Below are 16,235 nucleotides of genomic sequence, written 5' to 3'. Positions count from 1 at the left end.
GGCCGGGCCGGGCCGGGTCGGGTCGGGTCGGGCGAGATCAGGCGAGGAAGGTCTTGAGCTCGAAGACGAGCTTGTCGATGTGGCCGGAGATGACGGGCGTGCCCATCTCCTTGAAGCGCTGCCGGAACCAGGGCTCCACGTTCTGCTGCCCGGAGCTGTTGACCGAGCCGACCGGGATGAACTTCGTCCCGGCTCCGTGCACGGCCTTGATCCCCTCCAGCAGCGGGCGGGACCGGTCGAACTCGTAGAAGTCCGAGATCCACACCATCACGGTGTTGCGCGGGTCGGAGATCTTCGGGCGGGCCATGGCCATCGCGACCGGCCCGTCGTTGCCGCCGCCGAGGTTGGTGCGCAGCAGCACCTCGAACGGGTCGTTCACCCACGGGGTGAGGTCGATCGCGCGGGTGTCGTACGCGATCAGGTGCACGTCCACCTTGGGCAGCCCGGCGAAGATGGACGCCAGGATGGTGCAGTTGACCATCGAGTCGACCATCGACCCGGACTGGTCCACCACCACGATCATGCGGGCGGGCGTGCTGCGCTTCGCGGTGTGCTTGTAGAAGAGCTGGTCGACGTAGAGCCGCTGGTCGTCGGGGTTGTAGTTGACCAGGTTCTTCCAGATCGTGCGGTCGAGGTCGAGGTTGCGGTACACCCGCTTGGGCGGCACGCTCCGGTCGATCTTCCCGGCGCTGGAGTGCTCCACCCGGGTTCGCAGCACCTCGGCGATCTCGTCGACGTACCGCCGGATCAGGCCCTTGGCGTTGGCCAGCGCCACCCCGGACAGGTTGTGCTTGTCGCGCAGCAGCTGCTCGACCAGCGACATGCTCGGGGTGAGCTGCCGGGCCAGCGCGGGGTCGGCCAGCACCTCGCGCAGCCGCATCCGGGAGACCAGGTCGCCTTCCAGCTCGCCGAGGATCCGGTTGAGCTCGTCCTCGTTGACGTCGAAGCCCATCCCGGCGCCGCCGCCCTCGCCGCGGCCGGGGTCGGGCCGCCGCCGCCCGGTCGCCGGCGACCCGTCGCCCGCTCCCTCGCCTCCGGTTCCGCCGCCCGCGCCCATGCCCATGGCCGTGCCGGTGCCGGTGCCGGGTCCGCCGCCGGCGCAGGCGCCGAGTGCGCGCCGCAGCCATTCCGCGTCGCGCTGCCACGCCGAAAGCCGCGCCGCGCTGACGCTCCCGCCGCCGGTGGCGAACGCGTTCAGCAGCAGTTTCGACATCAGCGCCGTGCGCCGCACCCGGTCGCCGCCGTCGCCGTCCGCCAGCGGGTCGAGCAGCTCCGGCTCCAGCTCGGGGAACCGCTGCACGACCGTGTCGACCGACACGCCCGGGTCGAGCAGCGCGGCGGGCAGCCCGCGCTCCTGCACGACCGCCATGCTCGCCGTCTCCAGCGCGGGCTGCTCCTCGGCCTGGAACACCCGGCCCAGCAGCCGCCACAGCAGCACCTGCCGCCGGACGTCGTCGCCCTCGTTCCCGGTCCCGTTCTCGCTCATCTGCGCAGCAGCCTTCCCGCGCGTTCGGTCAGGACGGCGACCGCGTCACCGGCCCGCGCCTGGGCCTTCACGACCTTCGGGTCGGTGGGGCCGAGCGCCCAGTCGCCGTTGTGCGCCTCGACGGGCGCCTTCTTCACGGTGCTCCGGACGGCGAGCGGCTGGAGCGTCCAGCGACCGGCGTCCCAGCGGAGCAGGCCGACGCAGGCGGTGGACGCCTTCACGAGCTGCTCGGTCAGCGGGCCGCTCGGCGGCAGCCGGTCGAGGTCGACGGCGAGGGTCTCGCCGTCCAGGTCGAACGTGCCGTCGCGCTTGGCCTGGTAGCCCTCCACCAGCACCGGCTCGGCGATCCGGACCGGGTGGCGGTCGAGCGGCGGCACGGCCGGGGCCTCGGCGGCGGGCAGCCGGACGCGGGCCGTCGCGAACGGGTCGGCGGGCTCGCCGGCGGTCGCGCGCTCCTCGTCCCAGAGCAGGTCGCCGCCCGCGGTCAGCGGCATGCCGTCGATGTCGGCGGCGCGGTGCCCGGCGAGGACCGCGAGCAGCGTCGGGTACCCCTCCAGGAGCTTCCAGACCGCGGGGCCGACGATCGTGTCGACCTTCGCGGCGGCGACGGCGGTGCGGACGAGCCGTACCGGCCCGCCGTCCGCGGGCTCCAGGACCGCGTGCAGCTGCGCCTGGACGGCCGTCCCGTGCTCCTGGACGTCGACGCCCAGCGGCAGCAGCCGCCCGGAGACGGCGGTGGCCGCGCCGCCCGTCCAGCTTCCCGCGTGGGCGAGCAGCACGGCGCGCGTCCACAGGTCGGCCCAGCGGCGTTCCGGGACGCGTTCCATCGTGGCGACCGGGCAGGAGGCGCGCAGCTCGGCGGCCAGGCCGTCCATCAGCACGGCGAGGCGGCGCAGCCGCGGCTCGGCCCACAGCGCCTCGAGCGCCTGGTCGGCGGCCGACACCAGCGCGTCGTCGACGCCGCGCCAGCCCGCGATGGCCAGCTCCTGGAGCCAGGACCGGGCGCCGGCGAGCAGGTTGCCGGGCGCGGGCTCGTCCCCGGCGGGGGCGTCCGCCTCCTCTTTCCACGCGGTACGGGACCGGCCGAGCGCGCCGTCGAGCCCGCCGAGCAGCGCGTCGTGCACGGCGCCGAGCAGCGCGGCGCGGGCCCCGGCCGGCGCGGCGAGCTCGGTGGCGCCGATCGAGCCGGCGGCGAGCTTGCCGGACGCATCCGCCATCGCGGTGCCGAGCGGGGACGCGCCCACGGCACCGGCGAGCGCGCCGACGGCCTCGGCGTGCTGCGGGCCGAGGCGGGCGAGGCCCCCGGTCAGGGCGGCGTCGAACCCGGCGACCGCGTCCAGCGCCTCCGCGACGCCCGGGACCTCGGCGGGCAGCCCGGCGAGCTGTACTCCCTGCATCAGCGGACCGCCCCCAGCGCCGGGAACCAGTGCATCTCGGTGAGGGGCTCCGGGCTCGCCGGAACCTCCAGGTAGGTCAGGTGCCGCAGGAACCGGCTGAACACCATCGCGGCGGGCGCCTTCTCCTGGGCGCCCTGGAGCAGGCGGTCGAGGTCGTCGCCCTCCGCCGCGTCGACCTTCAGGTAGCGGGCGACGCGTTCGAGGCCGTACTGCTTGACCGCCTCGTCGATGAGCGCCTTGAGGTGCTTGCAGCGGTACGAGCCCCCGGCCCCGCCGCACGGCCGGTTGTTGTTGGTGCTGCAGCTGAACGCGTGCGTCTCGGCGGCGATCGACGAGACGTACACGCGGGCGATGTCCGAACCGCTCGACACGACCCCTTGCAGCCGGCCCTCCGCCAGCTCCACGAACGGCACCTTGACCAGTTTTCGCGGTTGGACGGGCGGCACCACGCGCGCCGCGCTCCGTTCCTCCCACCCCGGCTCGCCGGAACTCATCGGTAACGACCTCCACCCCTCGCGGCCCGTCGGACGACCACAGATCTACCGGTCTCCTCCGACAGAATCCGCCGCTTCCGGAAAGGCGCGCCGGCTACCCCACCGGGAGTACGGGACATTGCGCCGACCGTGGGACGACCAGGGCGAAACCCGGCCCGGACGATGGCGTCCACCGACTCGAAGGAGTGGACCATGCGTCGTTCCCTCACCGTCCTCACGGCCGTCCTGGCGCCGGCGCTGATCGTGCCCGCGCTCCCGGCCGCCGCGGCCCCCGACCCCGGGCAGCGGCGGCTGTCCGGGGCGAGCCCGTTCGCCGGCTGCGAGCCGAGGGGCCTGGATCCCCACCTGGCCGAAGGCGCCGTCGAACCGGTGCTGGCCGTCCACCCCGCCGACCCGCGCCGCGTCGCCGCCGTGTGGCCCCAGGACCACCAGCGCGGCGCGGTCCTCGCCGTCACCCGCGACGGCGGCCGGCACTGGACCCGTTCGGTCGTGCCCGGCCTCACCCGCTGCTCGGGCGGCCGCTACGACTACGTCGACGACCCCATGGTGACGTTCACCCGCGACGGCGGGCTCGTGGTGACGGGCGGCGTCTTCATGGACGACTACGGCTCGTCCGCGGCGCTGGCGGTCCGCTCCGGCGACGGCGGCCGGACGTGGGGGCGGCCCGCGGTCGTCGCCGAGGAGACCGATCCGGCGCAGGGCGGGCTGCTGGCCGGGCGGGCCGTGCCGGACCCGCGCCGCCCGAACGTCCTGTACATCGCGGGGCCGCGCTTCCCGGCCGAGCAGCGCACCCGCAACGAGGGCTGGATCAGCCGCAGCACCGACGGCGGCCGGACCTGGGCCCCGCCCCGCACGACCGTGACGGCGGACGAGGGCACCATGGTCACCGGGCACCGGCTGGCGGTGCTGAACGACGGCTCGCTGCTGGACGTCCACACCCATGTCAGGTTCGGGGGCGGGCCGGGCCTGTCGGAGTACACGGTGCGGTCCGTGCGTTCCACGGACGGCGGCGCGACCTGGTCGGCCCCGCGGAAGGTGGGCGACTTCGACACGAGGATCGCCATCCAGGATCCCGAGTCGGGCGAGCACGTCTCGCACACCACGAGCATCCTGTCCGACGTGGCGATCGACCGGCGCACCGGCCGGTTGTACGCCGCCTGGCAGGACGCGCGGTTCAGCGGCGGCGCCGCCGACGGTGTCGCGCTGACCAGCTCCGCGGACGGCGGCCGCACCTGGTCCGACCCGGTGAAGGTGAACCGGACGCCCACCACCGTCCCGGCGCCGAACCAGCAGACCTTCACCGTCGCGCTCGCCGTGGGCCGCGGCGGCACGGTCGCCGTCTCCTACTCCGACTTCCGTCACAACGACGCGGCCGCGCCGCTGCTCACCGACCGCTGGCTGGCCGCCTGCCGCCCGTCCCCGCCCGCGGCGTCCTGCGCGGACCCGGCGGCGAAGTGGCGCGAGACCCGGCTGACGAAGGCGCCGTTCGACATGCGCCGGGCTCCGCGCATCCCCGACGAGGACAGCCCGCGGGGCTACTTCCTGGGCGAGCAGATGGGCCTCGCCGCGGCGGGCGGCGGCTTCGTCACCGCCTGGTCCATGCCGGACGCTCCCGGCCGCGCCGCCGCGTACGCCGCCACGGTCCGCTAGCCGCCGGTTTCAGAGGGCGAAGAGCAGTGCGGCACTGAGGAGGACCGCCAGGGCGGTCGCGAAGTGGACGCCCCACGCGACCGCCTTGGGGCCGCCGTTGCGGAGCACGACGGCCGTGTCGCCCAGCGGGTTGATCGCGACGACGAGCATGTACCAGGCGGCGGCCTCGGCGCCGGCGAAGGCCAGCAGCGCCAGGCCGAGCAGGCCGTAGGAGCCGTCCCGCAGCCCCTTGATCGTCAGGTACGCGGTGTCGCCGTCGTCCTTGAGCGGGACGCCGTACCCGGCGGCGGAGGCGCGCGGGGCGAGCAGGAAGCGGGCCCCGATGAAGACGCAGAACAGGCTGAGGACGGCGGCGAATCCGTAGGCGACCGGCGTGAGCATGACTCTCTCCCAATTTTGCTAGCACTGCTAGAAGCAAGAATGACGCTAACAGAGCAATGACAAAAGCGCTAGCGCTGCTAGAATCGGGTCATGTCGATCCAGGAGCGCCGGCGGCGCGAGCGCGCGGAACGCGAGAAGCTGATCATCACGGCGGCCCGGGAGCTGGCCGAGGCCGAGGGCTGGGACGCGGTGACGACCCGGCGGCTGGCCGAGCGGATCGAGTACAGCCAGCCGGTCCTGTACAGCCACTTCAAGGGCAAGGACGCGATCATGGCGGCCGTCGCCGTGGAAGGGTGCGCCGAGCTGGCCGTGGAGCTGCGCGCGGCCAGGACGGCCGCGCCGGACGCGGCGGGCGGCCTCGCCGGGGTCTGCGCGGCGTACGGGGCGTTCGCCGGCCGGCACCCGGCCCTCTACGACGCGATCTTCAGCCGCAACGTGGACCTGCCGTTCGCCACCCCGGAGGCGCCCCCGGCCCTCCAGGCGGCGTTCGGCGAGCTGGTCGAGGCGGTCCGACCGCACGCGGGCGGCGACGACCTCCCGCTGCTGACCGAGACGTTCTGGGCCGCGCTGCACGGCCTGGTGACGCTGACGCGCGACGGCAGGCTGCCCCGCGAGCACCACGAACGCAGGCTCGCGCTCCTCGTGGGCCGGTTCACCCGCGCGGAGGGCGCCGCCGCACGCGCCGGCTGACACGCCGCCGCGGAGATCATCAGGGCGGGCTCGCCTATGATGCACTTGACCTGCGAATTCGACGGCGCACAGCGAACGGGAACTCATCGATTACATCTGTCGTTGTCGCTGGTGATCCCGTTCGACCCAAGAGAGCCATGGAACACGATTTACTGACCACGGCACGGCCCCACCCCACTGACCCCGCGGCGGTCCACCGATGACCACCGTGCTCTCCCTGCTGCTGGGCATCGCGGTGGTCCTGGTGATCACCGCGGCGACGGGCTACTTCGTCGCCCAGGAGTTCGCGTACATGGCCGTGGACAGGTCCCGGCTGAACGCCCGCGCGGACGGCGGCGACGGCGCCGCCGGGCGCGCCCTCGCGGTCACCCGGCGCACCTCGTTCATGCTCTCCGGCGCCCAGCTCGGCATCACGGTGACCGGCCTGCTCGTCGGGTACGTCGCCGAACCGCTGATCGGCCGCGCGCTCGGCGACATCCTCGGCGTCACCGGCGTCCCGGCGGGCACCGGCGTCGCGATCGGCACCGTCCTCGCGCTGGCGCTGTCCACGCTGGTGCAGATGCTGTTCGGCGAGCTGTTCCCCAAGAACCTGGCGATCGCCCGGCCGGAGCCCGTCGCGCGGCGGCTGTCGCGCTCCACGCTCGTCTACCTGAAGGTGTTCGGCCGGCTGATCTGGGTGTTCGACCAGTCGTCCAACCTGCTGCTGCGGCTGCTGCGCATCGAACCGGTGCACGACGTCGAGCACGCGGCCACCGAACGCGACCTGGAGCACATCGTCGCCGACTCCCGGCGCAGCGGCGACCTGCCGCCCGACCTGTCGATGCTGCTGGACCGGATCCTGGACTTCCCCCGCCGGGACGTCGAGCACGCGATGATCCCCCGGGCCCGCGTCGACACCGTCGACGCGCACGAGACGGTCGGGGACGTCCGGCGCGAGATGAGCACCGGCCACTCCCGCTACCCCGTGCTCGACGAGGACGAGCACGTGGTCGGGGTGGTGCACCTGGACGAGGTGCTGGCCGCCGCCGACCCGGCCCGGCCGGTGTCGACGATCATGCGTCCCGCCACCGTGCTGCCGACGCTGATGACGCTGCCCGACGCGCTGGACCGGCTGGCCGGCGAGCACCAGCAGCTGGCCTGCGTGATCGACGAGTTCGGCGGCTTCGCCGGCATCCTCACCCTGGAGGACCTGGCCGAGGAGCTGGTCGGCGAGATCACCGACGAGCACGACACCGGCGAGGCCGAGCCCACCGCCACCGCCGTCGGCGACGCCTGGATCATCCCCGGCGAGTTCCACATCGACGAGGTCGAGCGCACCATCGACCACCGGCTGCCCGAAGGCGACTACGAGACCATCGCCGGCCTGGTGATCGCCGCGTACGGGGCGCTGCCCGCCCCCGGCACCGAGCTGGACATCCGGCTGCCCGCCGACCCCGCGGACCTCGCGCACACCGACGACCCGCCCGCCCGGTACGTCCGCGTGCGGGTGCTGGAGGTCGACAACCACGTGCCCTCGTCCATCCGGCTCCAGGTGGCGGCGGAACCGCGGGACGCGGACGGGGAGGAACGATGAGCAACCCCTGGGTCGTGCTCGCCGCGACCGTCGCGATCATCGGGGCGAGCGCGTTCTTCGTCGCCATCGAGTTCGCGCTCATCGCCGCCAAGCGGCACCGGCTGGAGGACGCCGCGCCCACCAGCCGCGCGGCCCGCGCCGCGCTGCGCAGCTCGGCCGAGCTGACCGTGCTGCTGGCCGGCGCGCAGCTCGGCATCACCGTGTGCACGCTGGCGCTGGGCGCGATCACCAAGCCCGCCGTCCACCACTGGCTGACCCCGGTGCTGGAGAGCGCGGGGCTGCCGCTGTGGGCGGCGGACGTGGCGGGCTTCGTGCTGGCGCTGGTCATCGCCACGTTCCTGCACCTGGTGATCGGCGAGATGGCGCCCAAGTCCTGGGCCATCGCCCACCCGGAGCGGTCCGCGACGCTGCTGGCGCTGCCGATGCGGGCGTTCATGTGGCTGACCCGCCCGCTGCTGCGCGGGCTGAACCGGGCCGCGAACTGGTGCCTGCACCGGGTCGGCGTCGAACCGGCCGACCAGGTCGCCGCGGGCCAGGACCCGGCCGCGCTGCGCCACCTGGTCGAGCACTCGGCGAACGTCGGCGCGCTGGACGCCGCGTACTCGACCCAGCTGTCCAAGGCGCTGGAGCTGGAGGACCTGCGCATCGGCGACCTGGTCCCCGAGCGCCGCGCGCTCACGGCCGTCCCCGGTGACGCGACCGTCGCCGACGTCCAGGAGGCCGGGCGGTCCTCCGGGCACCTGCGCATCCTGGTGACCGGCGCCGGTACGGCCTGGAACGTCGTCCACGTCCGCGACACCCTCACCGAGCCGGAGACCGCCGGGATCGCCCACCTGGCGCGGCCGGCGTTCCGGCTCGCCGCGGACACGACCGTCTACAGCGCGCTGGCCCAGCTCCGCGAGACCAGCAACCAGCTGGCGCTCATCACCCGGGACGGGGAGATCATCGGCGTCGTCACGATCACCGACATCCTCCGCCGGCTCTTCACCCGGTCCGGGACCGCGGCGGCACCGCCGGCCGGCCGCTGAGAACGGGCCGGCCGGGCGGGCCGGGCGGGCGGGCCGGGCGGGCGCCGTCAGTCGTCGCGCGCCCGGTCCGCCATGTGCGCGAGCACGGCCATCTCCACCGAACGGTAGATCGGGAACAGCCGGGTCAGGGCGGTGATCCGCAGGACCTCGCGCAGGTGCGGGCTGACGCCGACCAGCGTGATCGTCCCGTCCAGGGGTTCGAGTACGCGGTGCAGGGCGGTCAGCACCTGCAGGCCGGTGGAGTCGATGAAGGAGATCGCGGTCAGGTCCAGGACCAGGTGCCGCGCCCCGCCGGCGATCAGGCTCGCCAAGCGGTCGCGCAGCCCCGGGCTGGTGACGGCGTCGACCTGCCCCGCCAGCGTCACCACGACGACACCCTCGGGTGCCCGAACCTCCACTGCCAGATCCAGCACTCGCCCTCCATGGCCGGGTCGTCCAGATACCCGGCAGCCTGCCCCACAATCGTCCCTACCGCCGAACCGCCCCGCTCACGGCGTCGACTCGTGGCGTGTCCGTCCCCGGGCGCGGGGCCCGAGCAGGGACACGCCACGAGTCGACGCGGTGGGGCGCCAGGTGGCCACCAGCGCGGCGGCCAGGAGCAGCTCCGCTATGTCGCCGCCGTAGTACATGATCTCCGCTGCGCCTTGTAGCTGGGCCACGGGGGCTTGCATGTCCACGAGGAAGCCGCCGTACATGAGCTGGGAGAGGACGGCGTGGCCGGCGATCGCGGCGCCGAGCACCAGGAGGCGGGCGGGCACGCCGGGACGGGCGGGCGCGGGGTCGGGCCCGGCGATGGCCCAGGCGAACAGGCACCCCGAGGCGAGGAAGTGGGCGTGCACGAGCCAGTGCAGGCCCGGGTGGGCGGCGGTGGCGTCGTACAGCGGCGTGAAGTACAGCACGCCCAGGCCGCCCGTGGTCAGCACCAGCGCGGTGACCGGATGGGCGAGCAGCGCGGCGGGACGGCTGCGCAGGACGGCGGTCAGCCGCCGCGCCCGGGCGGCCGGCAGGGCGCGCAGCAGCACGGTGACCGGGGCGCCGAGCACCAGTGCCAGGGGCGCGTACATGCCGATGAGCAGGTGCTGGAGCATGTGGCCGCGGAAGTCGTGGTGGGCGAACGGCGCCACCGGCGGGAGCAGGGCCGCCGCGAGGAGCGCGCATCCGGTGAGGAACGACGCCGTCCGCAGGCGCGGATGGCGCCTGCCCCCGCCGCCGGTCCCGGCGCGCACGAGCAGCAGGTAGGCGGCGGCCAGCAGCAGGACTCCGGCGGCGGGCAGCACCACCGCCCACGGGACGCCGCCACCGCCGCCGCCGTGGTCGTGCATCAGTGCGCCCCGGCGTCGGCCTCGCGACCGGGACCGGTTTCGGTGTCGGTGTCGACGAATCCGCCGCCGCGCTGGAGCAGGTACCCGGCGGCGACCAGCACCGCGCCCAGGACGAGGAAGCCGATGTCCCACCACGTCTGGTTCGGCCCGCCGCGGACGTGGTGGATGCCCAGGATGTGATGGTCGACGACGCCCTCGACGAGGTTGAACAGGCCCCAGCCCGCCAGCACCCAGCCCCACAGCACGCGCGAGCCCCACACCCGCCGGCGCCGCCGCGTCACCCGCGCGTACAGGAGGGCGAGCCCGCCCAGCACCGACAGCCAGCAGACGACGTGGAAGAGGCCGTCCCACACCGTGTTCATCTCCAGGCCGGAGACGGTGCGGGGCGAGTAGTACCGGACCCCGATGTTGTCGGTGTCGGTGCTCGTGAGCATGTGGTGCCACTGGAGGAGCTGGTGCAGCAGGATGCCGTCGACGAAACCGCCCAGGCCCACTCCCAGCACGATGCCCGGCAGGCGCAGGCTCACCGGCCGGGACGCCACCGCGGCCGGACGCTCGGTTGCGGTCATGGCGTCCTTCTAACCGGAGCGGCCCGGCCTAACCCTGGAGGGGGCGCTCGTCCAGCCCCGGCGGGGCCGACCGGTACGTGGCTGGCGTCGCCGACAGCCCGATCGGGTTGCGGGTCAGGCGGGCCGCCGTCCCGTCCGGCCGGGGGACGTCCACGACGGGGTCGAGGCCGAGGGACTCGGCCAGCGCGAAGGCGCCCGCGATGTCGTTCACCCGCCCGGCCGGCACGCGCGCCGCGGTGAGCCGGTCGACCCAGACGGCGGCGGTCTCGGCGGACAGCGCGGCGACCAGGAGGAGGCGCAGCTCGTCGCGGTGGGCGATGCGCGCGGCGTTGGTCGCGAAGCGCGGGTCGGCGGCCAGCTCCGGGCGTCCGATGATCTCCGCGAGCGCGCCGAACTGGCGGTCGTTGCCGACGGCCAGGACGAGGTCGCCGCCGCCGGTGGGGAGCAGCTCGTACGGGGCGACGCTCGGGTGCGCGTTGCCCATCCGGCCCGCGACGCTGCCGGCGAGGGTGTACGCCGAGCCCTGGTTGGCGAGCGCGGCCAGCAGGCAGGACAGCAGGTTCACCTCGACGCGCTGGCCCTCGCCGGTGCGCTCGCGGTGGCGGACGGCGGCCAGGATGCCCACGCTCGCGAACAGGCCGCTGATCACGTCGACCAGCGCGACGCCGGCCTTCTGCGGTTCCCCGGCGGGGTCGCCGGTGATGCTCATGAGCCCGCCGAGCGCCTGGATGAGCAGGTCGTAGCCGGGCAGCGCGGCCCCGGCGCCGGTACCGAAGCCGGTGATCGAGCAGTAGACGAGGCCGGGCGACTCCGCGCTCAGCGCGCCGTAGCCGAGGCCGAGGCGGTCCATGACGCCGGGGCGGAAGTTCTCCACGACGACGTCGGCGGCGGCGGCCAGCTCGCGGGCGCGGGCGGCGCCGTCCTCGGTCCCCAGGTCCAGGACGACGCTGTCCTTGTTGCGGTTGGCGGCCTGGTAGTAGGTCGACGTCCCGTACTCGTCGTACGGCGGGCCCCAGGCCCTGGTGTCGTCGCCGGTGCCCGGGCGCTCGATCTTGGTCACGGTCGCGCCGAGGTCGGCGAGGACCATCGTCGCGAGCGGTCCGGCGAGTACGCGCGAGAAGTCGACTATGCGCAGATCGTCCAGGGCATGAGGCATGTATGTGGGCCCTTTGTCAGCTCTAGGCAGTATGTGCGAGTATCGAGTTTAGATTTTCGAAGATCCACCCGCAATGGCACCGCAAGGTCACCCGAACGAGAGGCGGCGGCGATGAGCGAGCCCGGCCCCCTGGCGCCCCTGGACTTCCTGGACATCGACCACTCCCTGTCCGACGAGGAGCGCGACATCCGCGCCACCGTCCGGGCGTTCGTCGCCGACCGCGTCGTACCGAACGCCGGCGACTGGTTCGACGAGGCCCGGATCCCCCGCGAGCTGCCGCGCGAGCTGGGCAAGCTCGGCGTGTACGGGATGCACCTGGAGGGCTACGGCTGCGCCGGCACCAGCGCCACCGCGTACGGCCTCGCCTGCATGGAGCTGGAGGCCGGCGACAGCGGCGTGCGCAGCATGGTCTCGGTGCAGGGCTCGCTGGCGATGTACGCGATCTGGCGCTGGGGCTCGGAGGAGCAGAAGACCCGCTGGCTGCCCGCCATGGCGGCCGGCGAGACGCTCGGCTGCTTCGGGCTGACCGAGCCCGACGCCGGCTCCGACCCGGGCGCCATGCGCACCCGCGCGCGCCGCGACGGCGACGGCTGGATCATCGACGGCCGCAAGATGTGGATCACCAATGGGTCGATCGCCGACGTGGCCGTCGTCTGGGCCGCCACCGACGAGGGCGTCCGCGGCTTCCTCGTCCCGGCCGGCACCCCCGGCTTCACCGCACCGGAGATCCGCAAGAAGATGTCGCTGCGCGCCTCGGTGACGTCCGAACTCGTCCTCGACGGCGTGCGGGTCCCCGCCGACGCCGTCCTCCCCGGGGTCTCGTCCCTGCGCGGCCCGCTGTCCTGCCTGAACGAGGCCCGCTACGGCATCGTCTGGGGCGCCGCCGGCGCCGCCCGCGCCTGCTTCGAGGCGGCGCTCGCGTACTCCAAGGAGCGCACCGCGTTCGGCAGGCCGATCGCCGGGACGCAGATCCAGCAGCAGAAGCTCGCCGCCATGGCCCTTGAGGTCAACCGCGCGACGCTCACGGCCCTGCACCTCGGCCGCCTGAAGGATGCCGGCCGGCTGCGCCCCGAGCAGATCAGCATGGGCAAGCTCGGCAACGTCAACGCCGCGCTGGAGGTCGCCCGCACCGCCCGCCAGGTCCTCGGCGCGAACGGGATCTCGCTGGAGTACCCGGTCATCCGGCACATGAACAACCTGGAGTCCGTCGTCACCTACGAGGGCACCGCCGACGTCCACGCCCTGGTGATCGGCGGTGCGCTGACCGGCATCCAGGCGTTCCGCTGAACCGTGGATAGGCTTCCGGCGGTGAACGGTCCCTCGCCACCCCCGGTCCCCACCGCCCAGCAGCACGCCGTCGACTCGCTGCGGCGGCTCATGGTGTCGGGCGCGCTGCGCCCCGGGCAGCGCGTCAACCAGGAGGACGTCGCGGCGCGGGCCGGGCTCAGCGTCGCGCCCGTACGGGAGGCGCTGCGCGTCCTGGAGCAGGAGGGCCAGCTCACCTACCGCCCGCGGCGCGGCTACTTCGTCACCGAACTCCAGTACGACGACCTGCGCGAGATCTACGAGCTGCGCAAGGTCCTGGAGGAGCGCGCGGCCCGGCACGCGCTGCCGACGATGGACGCCGGCACCCTGGAGCGCATCGAGGAGGCCGCCCGCGCCTGCGCCGCGGCCGCCGCGGCCGGCGACGTCGCCGCCGAGCTGGCCGCCAACCGCACCTTCCACTTCGCGATCGTCGAGGCGCCCGGGCAGCCGCACGTCCTGCGGCTGATCCGGCTGCTGTGGGACTCGACCGAGGTGTACCGGGCGATGTACTACAACCTCCCCGAGGAGCGGACCGCGTCCGTGCACGCCCACGACCGCATCCTCGACGCCCTCCGCGCCGGCGACCCCGACCGCCTCGTCCGCGAGCTCGACGACCACCGCGACCGCGCCCTGGAGGTCCTCCACCGCGTCCTCACCTGACCGCCGCCCCGCCCGTCACCACATCGGTCTCCGCACGCCCTCGGGCCAGTCCTCAGGCGCGGCGCCCCGGCCGACGAGCAGCCCGCGGGACGATCAAGGTCGCGGTGGCGCGGCGGTCTCCGTGCGGCGCCACATCTGCAGGTACGCCTCGGCGCCCCGGGCGAGGTCGTCGATGATCTCGGGGCCGCCGACGGTGCGCATGTCGGCGATCCAGTCCGGGACGAGGCCGTAGTTGGCGACGCCGTCGGTGTTGACGTCCCAGGTGCGCAGGCCGGTGCGCTGCCGGTCGAGCGTGACGGCCGGGTCGATCGGCGACGTGAACGGGTAGCGCACCCCGTTCCCCGCGTTGTTCGCGCGCGGCGGGGGCAGCGGGCCCATGCCGTTGGCGTCGAGGCCGTAGCCGTACCCGAAGGCGAAGCGGGGGTCGCGGAACGCCTTGTTGCGCCTCCACTCGGCGACGAAGCCGTCCGCCGCGTGGCCGTACCCGGTGATCATCCCGCCGAGGGCGTAGATGCGGCGCGCGTAGTTCCCGTCCGTCCAGCTGTGGGACGAGACGACGCCCGAGTAGCGCTCCCGTTCCAGGAGGTCGAGGGTCTGCCCGGCGGCCTTGACGCTCATGTGGTCGATCTCGACGATCATGTTCCGGTCGATCATGCCGCGGAGCATGTGCTCGCCGAGCGCGGTGAGCCCGTGGACGTTGCAGTGCGGCGGGCTCGGATACAGCGGCACCGTGATCCCCGCCCGGCCGAGCCCGCTCAGCGGCCCGCGCAGCAGGTCGCCGAGCCCGCCGGCCGGCTGGATCGCGTTGTCGTGCTCGCGGCCGGCGCACCGCTCGACCTGCCAGAACCGGCCCGTTCCGAGGAAGTTGCCGAGGTTGATGACGGCCCCGGCGGCGTCGCCGTCGAACCGCACCCCGCACAGGGCGTTGTCGAACTTGTGGCACAGGAACATCGAGCTGACGCCGAGCTCCCGCATCTCGTCCAGGCCGCGGTCGATCTGCTCGCGCGTGCAGCGCGCCGTGTCGCCGCTCTTGCGGCAGCCGAACGGCTCGGACGTCTCGACGCCGAGGACCACGGCGAGCCGGCCCGCCTCGATCACCCGCCGGGCCTCCTCCGACCCGGTGACGATGCGGAACCAGCCCTTGCCGGGGCCGCCGTTCAGCCGGTCGATGTAGTCCTGCATCTCGTTCATGCGCCGCGCCTGGAGCCGGATGGAGTCCATCTCGTCGCAGCCGGTGCGCTTGAGCGGGTAGAACTCGCAGATCTGGCGGTTGGCGACCAGGTGGTTGACCAGGACGCGCTGGCCGCCGCGCCAGGAGCGTTCCAGCCAGGCGTGGTAAGCCTGCTGGTGGGTGCGCGAGTTCCAGGCGGGCCAGTCGCGGAACGTGGGCCAGCCGACGGGGTCGTGCAGGCCGAGCGGCGAGCCGTTCTTGAGGAGGTTCTCGAACCAGGCGAGCGCGCCGTTCCCGGCGTGGTCGGGGCAGTCGCGCAGGGCCTCGGGCGCGCCGCCCTCGGCGAACGGGCGCCCGCACATGAGCATGCCGCCGAACGCCTCGTACGACATGAGGTGGCTGTGCGCGTCGATGTAGCCGCGCACCTCTCCGGCGGGAGCCGGGACGGGAGCGGGGGCGGGCTCGGCCTGGGCGGCGGGCGGCAGCAGGCAGGCGCCGAGCAGGGCGGCGATGAGGGAGACGGAGGCGGAACGGCGGAGCGGGCGTCTTGACATGGGGCACCTCGACCATGGGGGAGCGTTCCACGGGCCTTGAGGTACCAGATATCACCGATCCGAAGAAAAGTGAACAACCCTCATGTTACGGGTGGGGCCGCCGTGACGTCGGTGAAGTAGGCACGCAGCAGCCGGGCCCCGAGAGCGATCACGGCGGGGTCGCCGTCCTCCGACGACTGGAACGCCAGCCGCAGCAGCCCGTCGCTGGACGTGATCGCGACCAGCAGCACCCGCCGGTGGTCGGGCAGCGCCGGCAGCCCGGCCTCGCGCGTGGCCAGCTCGTACAGCCGGGCGGCCATCTCCTCGTCGATCCGGCGGACGAGGTCGGTGTCGATCGAGCCGGTGTCGCGGAAGTCGGCCACGAAGAACCCGGCCACGCTGCGGCGCAGCGCGAGGCTCTCCTCGTAGACGAGGACGGCCGCGTCCGCCCAGGTGTCCACGGGCTCGGCCGCGAGCCGTTCCTGGAGCCGGGCGAGCAGCACGGCGAGGTGGCGCATCGCCAGCTCGTGCAGCAGCCCGGACTTGCCGTCGAAGAACTGGTACAGCGTCCCGATCGGCACCCCGGCGCGGCGGGCGACGTCCCGCGTGGTCAGCGCCTCCTGGCCGACCTCGGCCAGGAGTTCGGCGCAGGCGTCGAGGAGCCGTTCGAAGCGTTCGGCGCTGCGGCGCTGCGCGGGCCTGCGGCGTACCCCACCGGACATCGGTCCCCCGTGTTGGACGGCATGCGCGGTGCTGGACGGCACCCGCGGATAAACATGACGCTGACTCATGTTTGAATGAGAGTCCATTCAGGTTAGAA

16 protein-coding genes are annotated in these 16,235 nt (G+C 73.8%); 6 read left to right on the top strand and 10 right to left on the bottom strand.

Features of this window, described 5'->3' with window-relative positions; translation table 11 throughout:
- Positions 1-37 precede the first annotated feature (37 nt).
- The 3 genes from ACA361_RS26735 to ACA361_RS26725 are packed head-to-tail and all read right to left on the bottom strand — an operon-like array spanning position 38 to position 3,377.
- The gene (locus ACA361_RS26735) at positions 38-1,486 is read right to left on the bottom strand and encodes a VWA domain-containing protein (RefSeq protein WP_375016198.1); all 1,449 of its coding nucleotides are present in this window, start codon (positions 1,484-1,486) and stop codon (positions 38-40) included.
- Positions 1,483-2,883: a hypothetical protein gene (locus tag ACA361_RS26730; protein WP_375016197.1), complete on the bottom strand. Its 1,401-nt coding sequence runs from the start codon at positions 2,881-2,883 to the stop codon at positions 1,483-1,485. Before ACA361_RS26730 ends, ACA361_RS26735 begins: the two co-directional genes overlap by 4 nt.
- A complete protein-coding gene (locus ACA361_RS26725) occupies positions 2,883-3,377 on the bottom strand; it encodes a hypothetical protein (RefSeq protein WP_375016195.1) in 495 nt (164 codons plus the stop codon). The genes ACA361_RS26730 and ACA361_RS26725 overlap by 1 nt, the downstream gene beginning before the upstream one ends.
- A 192-nt stretch (positions 3,378-3,569) precedes the next feature.
- Here ACA361_RS26725 and ACA361_RS26720 point away from each other — a divergent pair, with 192 nt between their 5' ends.
- Complete coding sequence (locus ACA361_RS26720) at positions 3,570-5,027, top strand: sialidase family protein (protein ID WP_375016193.1); 1,458 nt, start codon at positions 3,570-3,572, stop codon at positions 5,025-5,027.
- A gap of 9 nt (positions 5,028-5,036) precedes the next feature.
- On the opposite strand, the gene ACA361_RS26715 is transcribed toward ACA361_RS26720, so the two are convergent.
- The gene (locus ACA361_RS26715) at positions 5,037-5,408 is read right to left on the bottom strand and encodes a DUF4267 domain-containing protein (RefSeq protein ID WP_375016191.1); all 372 of its coding nucleotides are present in this window, start codon (positions 5,406-5,408) and stop codon (positions 5,037-5,039) included.
- Positions 5,409-5,498: 90 nt separating this feature from the next.
- Between ACA361_RS26715 and ACA361_RS26710 the strand changes: the two genes are divergently transcribed.
- The 3 genes from ACA361_RS26710 (at position 5,499) to ACA361_RS26700 (ending at position 8,699) form a co-directional block, all read left to right on the top strand.
- On the top strand, positions 5,499-6,098 hold the full coding sequence (locus tag ACA361_RS26710; protein WP_375016189.1) for a TetR/AcrR family transcriptional regulator: 600 nt from the start codon (positions 5,499-5,501) through the stop codon (positions 6,096-6,098).
- Positions 6,099-6,297: 199 nt separating this feature from the next.
- Complete coding sequence (locus tag ACA361_RS26705; RefSeq protein ID WP_375016187.1) at positions 6,298-7,671, top strand: hemolysin family protein; 1,374 nt, start codon at positions 6,298-6,300, stop codon at positions 7,669-7,671.
- Complete coding sequence (locus ACA361_RS26700; protein ID WP_375016185.1) at positions 7,668-8,699, top strand: CNNM domain-containing protein; 1,032 nt, start codon at positions 7,668-7,670, stop codon at positions 8,697-8,699. The genes ACA361_RS26705 and ACA361_RS26700 overlap by 4 nt, the downstream gene beginning before the upstream one ends.
- A gap of 47 nt (positions 8,700-8,746) precedes the next feature.
- Here ACA361_RS26700 and ACA361_RS26695 read toward each other — a convergent pair whose 3' ends face one another.
- From ACA361_RS26695 to ACA361_RS26680, 4 genes are all read right to left on the bottom strand, one after another.
- On the bottom strand, positions 8,747-9,112 hold the full coding sequence (locus ACA361_RS26695) for an STAS domain-containing protein (RefSeq protein ID WP_375016183.1): 366 nt from the start codon (positions 9,110-9,112) through the stop codon (positions 8,747-8,749).
- Between the two features lie 75 nt (positions 9,113-9,187).
- Entirely contained in the window at positions 9,188-10,021 is an 834-nt protein-coding gene (locus ACA361_RS26690) for a cytochrome c oxidase assembly protein (RefSeq protein WP_375016182.1), read from the bottom strand.
- Complete coding sequence (locus tag ACA361_RS26685) at positions 10,021-10,590, bottom strand: DUF2243 domain-containing protein (protein WP_375016180.1); 570 nt, start codon at positions 10,588-10,590, stop codon at positions 10,021-10,023. Before ACA361_RS26685 ends, ACA361_RS26690 begins: the two co-directional genes overlap by 1 nt.
- A 28-nt stretch (positions 10,591-10,618) precedes the next feature.
- Entirely contained in the window at positions 10,619-11,746 is a 1,128-nt protein-coding gene (locus ACA361_RS26680; RefSeq protein ID WP_375016178.1) for a CaiB/BaiF CoA transferase family protein, read from the bottom strand.
- Between the two features lie 111 nt (positions 11,747-11,857).
- On the opposite strand from ACA361_RS26680, the gene ACA361_RS26675 reads away from it, so the two are divergent.
- Together ACA361_RS26675 and ACA361_RS26670 are read left to right on the top strand one after the other, a co-directional pair.
- Complete coding sequence (locus ACA361_RS26675) at positions 11,858-13,033, top strand: acyl-CoA dehydrogenase family protein (protein ID WP_375016176.1); 1,176 nt, start codon at positions 11,858-11,860, stop codon at positions 13,031-13,033.
- Between the two features lie 21 nt (positions 13,034-13,054).
- The gene (locus ACA361_RS26670; RefSeq protein ID WP_375016174.1) at positions 13,055-13,711 is read left to right on the top strand and encodes a GntR family transcriptional regulator; all 657 of its coding nucleotides are present in this window, start codon (positions 13,055-13,057) and stop codon (positions 13,709-13,711) included.
- 93 nt (positions 13,712-13,804) lie between these two features.
- Here ACA361_RS26670 and ACA361_RS26665 read toward each other — a convergent pair whose 3' ends face one another.
- On the bottom strand, positions 13,805-15,436 hold the full coding sequence (locus ACA361_RS26665; protein WP_375016172.1) for a Coagulation factor 5/8 type domain-containing protein: 1,632 nt from the start codon (positions 15,434-15,436) through the stop codon (positions 13,805-13,807).
- 80 nt (positions 15,437-15,516) lie between these two features.
- Positions 15,517-16,137: a TetR/AcrR family transcriptional regulator gene (locus tag ACA361_RS26660; protein WP_375016170.1), complete on the bottom strand. Its 621-nt coding sequence runs from the start codon at positions 16,135-16,137 to the stop codon at positions 15,517-15,519.
- Between the last annotated feature and the right edge of the window lie 98 nt (positions 16,138-16,235).

The sequence above is a fragment of the Actinomadura sp. 21ATH genome (assembly GCF_041951345.1).
In the GTDB taxonomy this organism is placed as follows: domain Bacteria; phylum Actinomycetota; class Actinomycetes; order Streptosporangiales; family Streptosporangiaceae; genus Spirillospora.
Note: the sequence above shows the minus strand (reverse complement) of the source record. Positions and strands in the feature narration are given on the sequence as shown.